The sequence below is a fragment of the Haloferax profundi genome, from assembly GCF_001469865.1.
GTDB classification, from domain to species: Archaea; Halobacteriota; Halobacteria; order Halobacteriales; family Haloferacaceae; genus Haloferax; species Haloferax profundi.
In genome coordinates, this window is the sequence record NZ_LOPV01000026.1 from 1 (window position 1) to 3,470 (window position 3,470).

2 protein-coding genes and 1 pseudogene are annotated in these 3,470 nt (G+C 54.2%); all 3 read left to right on the forward strand.

Annotated elements, in window-relative coordinates; all coding sequences use genetic code 11:
* A pseudogene (locus tag AUR66_RS21620) lies at nt 1-525 on the forward strand (DNA-binding protein); the annotation flags it as partial.
* 365 nt (nt 526-890) lie between these two features.
* Nucleotides 891-2,927, forward strand: a complete 2,037-nt coding sequence (locus AUR66_RS01535) for a PAS domain S-box protein (RefSeq protein WP_058570769.1) — start codon at nt 891-893, stop codon at nt 2,925-2,927.
* A gap of 127 nt (nt 2,928-3,054) precedes the next feature.
* Nucleotides 3,055-3,470 (forward strand): SWIM zinc finger family protein (locus AUR66_RS01540; protein ID WP_058570770.1); only part of this gene is annotated, 416 nt, incomplete at its 3' end.

Consider the following 3,470-nt stretch of genomic DNA (forward strand, 5'->3'; position numbering starts at 1 on the left):
TGTGTGAATCGGTGGGCCGACCCCGATGAGGCAGACCCGCGTGAGCAACTCTCAGTTGAAGAATTGGGTGAAGTGAACCGGGAGGCAGCGCGATTACAGACGAAACTCGATGGATGGTCGCGCTCGGCGATCAGCCGGCGGTTGGCCGAAGAGGTCGCAGATGGAAAGTCGATGATGAGTGCGGTGGTCGGAGTGTTCGAAGAGTTGCAGCAGGCTCCGGGACGGGTGATTCCGATTGCGGCGGTCAGCGAGGTCAGTCGTCGAGAGGTGTCTATCTCTGGAACGGTGACCCAGCTCTGGGAGTCGTCGAATTCGGCGATTCAGCAGGTGGGACTCATCGAGGACGAGACTGGGAAAACAAAGTTCACTGTCTGGACCAAGTCGGATCAATCGGTTGTGAGAGAAGGCGAGCGGGTGACGATGCGGAACGTCGCAAAGAGTTGGTACGGCGGGCGTGTCTCGGTGGCTGCGACGGGATGGTCGGAGCTGTCGTTCCCAGAGCGCGAGGCGTGGTGGGCTGAGTAGGCGTCGTAAGCGGCTGTTTTCTTTTTGTGACTCCACTCTCCCGGCCCCTCCTCCCCACCCACCGCTCCGTGCTCGCGCCGGCAACGACGTCGCCGACGCTGTGCGCGCAGCCACAACCTCCACATTGCACTGACAATGATTCAAAAATCGTGAAGACACGGGGACATGCTTATTTAAATAACCCAACCAACACATTAGCCACAATGAATAATTTGATCGAGCAAATGGTTGGCAATCTCGGCGGCATTATTCACAGGCGGATTTGAGTGAGAGGTTCATCTGACGAGGAAAAGACAGTGCAGGGTACATCTGGTTCCCGCATTGAAGCCACGATAACATTTAATTCCGATCTCGTCTGCCAATCAATGAGTCCGGGTGCAGCAGCTATACTCGGGATAGACGAAGAGGAAGCACTCAATCAAGACGTCGTTGATGTTGTGTTGAGCCGGTTTGAGATAACGCGACAAGCACTCAACTCTGTCATAGAAACACAATCCCCAGTGCCGATTGAGCGCCGAGGCAGTGATTGCCCGGACTGCAGTGGGTGGATGCTCCCCGACGACGACGGGATTCTGTTGGTCCTTATTGGCCAAGCCGCCGTCTCAGCGGAAGAGACTGACGAGTCACCTTTTGATGGAGAGACAGAGCGCCGAAAGGCGCTTCTTCGTCACACTGAGGCACTAGCTGAAACTGGTGGGTGGGAAGCAGACCTCGAAGAAGGGGAACTTCGCTGGACACGTGGCACACGGAAGATCCACGACGTCAGTGACGAGTACCAGCCGACTGTGGATAAAGCACTTTCATTCTACCACCCTGCAGACCGACAGACTGTCATCAAGGCGATTGAACGCGCTGCAGACAATGGGGAACCGTACGATATCGAAGCGCGTATTCGAACAGCGACAGGTCGGAAGCGGTGGGTACGGTCTGTCGGTGAACCGGTGTACGCTGATGGGACGATTGTAAAATTCCGAGGGGCAATTCGAGATATCACCGACGAGCACGACCAGCAACAGAGTATCAAACTCCTTCGGCGAGCAATCGACAACGCACCCGTTGGCGTGACCCTTGCAGATATGGACCAGGATGACGAGCCACTCATCTACGTCAATGACGCGTTCGAAGACCTTACTGGATACAGTGAAGCAGACTCACTGGGTCGCAACTGCCGATTTTTGCAGGGCCCAGAGACCGACCCAGAAACGGTTGCCTCAATTCGGGACGCAATCGATGAACATGACACTGTGACCGTCGAGCTTCGGAACTACCGCAAAGACGGCACACAGTTTTGGAATCGGGTGACGCTCGCACCTGTGACGGACTCCAGCGGTGATGTTTCGCATTATATTGGATTTCAGGCCGATGTCACAGAGCGAAAACAGGCGGAGAAACAACTTCGACAGTTCAAGCGAGCTGTTGAGAGCTCTGGCCACGCAATCTACATTACCGATGTGGATGGAGAGATTCAATATGTCAACGAAAGATTCGAAGCACTAACCGGGTATTCAGTTGATGATGCAGTTGGCAACACACCGGCGATTCTGAACTCCGGGAAGATGCCTCCAGAGTACTTTGAACGTCTTTGGGACGAGATTACGGCTGGAAATGCCTTCGAAGAACGGATCGTCGACAAAGACAGTGATGGTCGGTTGTACCATGCCCACCAGACTATTTCGCCACTCACGGACGAAGATGGTGATGTAACGGGGTTCATTGCAGTCCAGACAGACATTACAGACCGCATTGAGCGTGACCAGCAAGTAGCTGTCTTGGACCGTGTGCTTCGTCATAACCTTCGGAACGACATGAACATCATTCTTGGCCATGCCGACCGACTGGAGGGCCAACTTGATGGTAATCTCGCAGAGTCAGCTGCGAAAATCCAATCGACTGGAGAGCAGCTCATGGCACTTGCTGAAAAAGAACGGACTATCGCCGAATTATTCTCTGACCCGCCGGAAGCCCGCTCGTTGCAAGTTTCGCGACTTGTTGACTCCGCTGTAGCTAGCGTCCGCGCTGAGTATCCAGAAGCGTCAATCTCAGTCACGGCACCAGATCATGTTTCAGTCACTGTTACAGGCCAAATTGAGCACGCCCTTCGAGAGCTCATTGAAAATGCAATCGTACACACCGACCAAGACGAACCAACGGTCGAGATTGACGTCACATCGACTGAGCAAACCGCAACGATTTCAATTGCAGACCGAGGACCCGGTATTCCTGAGATCGAGCGAGAACTCGTGACTGCCGATAGTCTCCCCGATTCATTATATCATACCGATGGGATTGGCTTGTGGCTCGCAAGTTGGATTACCGGTCGAGCGGGCAGTTCGATCGAATTCGAGGATAGAGAACCACACGGGACGGTCGTTCGAGTGTCGCTTCCGTGTTCCAACGAGTGACATAACGTCTCAAGATAGTTGGAACCGTCCTGATTCGGCGTAGTGAGGTCCCCACTTGCTCAATAACTTCACTTTCTTAGCGCCTCGATGGGCGAGGCGCTCTCCTCTGAGCGCTTCGAAAAACACCATGTCTGAATCCCTACTAGCAAGACTCGACCCAACGAAGCGTGTCCTGAAACGAGCCCAGTACGAGGCCTTCGAATTCTCGTTATTCGACGGCAATGTGCTTGTCCGCAACGCGAGCCATGCCGATCCCAAGAACCACGAATACAACGTACGAATCGTCGACGGCCTACCAATATCGTGCGAGTGCCCAGCGGACAAGAAGTACGCTGGACCGTGCAAACACCGGGTCGCAGTTGCGATTCGTCGTCCAATCATCGATGCCGTTGAGCAAATGCAGATGGTCGCAGATGGAGGTGTGATCACTAACGAACAACCGGAAACCGGGATAGAAGACGATGCGACTCCTGATGATTGCGACTGCGAGATCTTGGATGACGACTTCCCGTGTTGGGCGTGTGTAGACAGTGGCAGACGCGA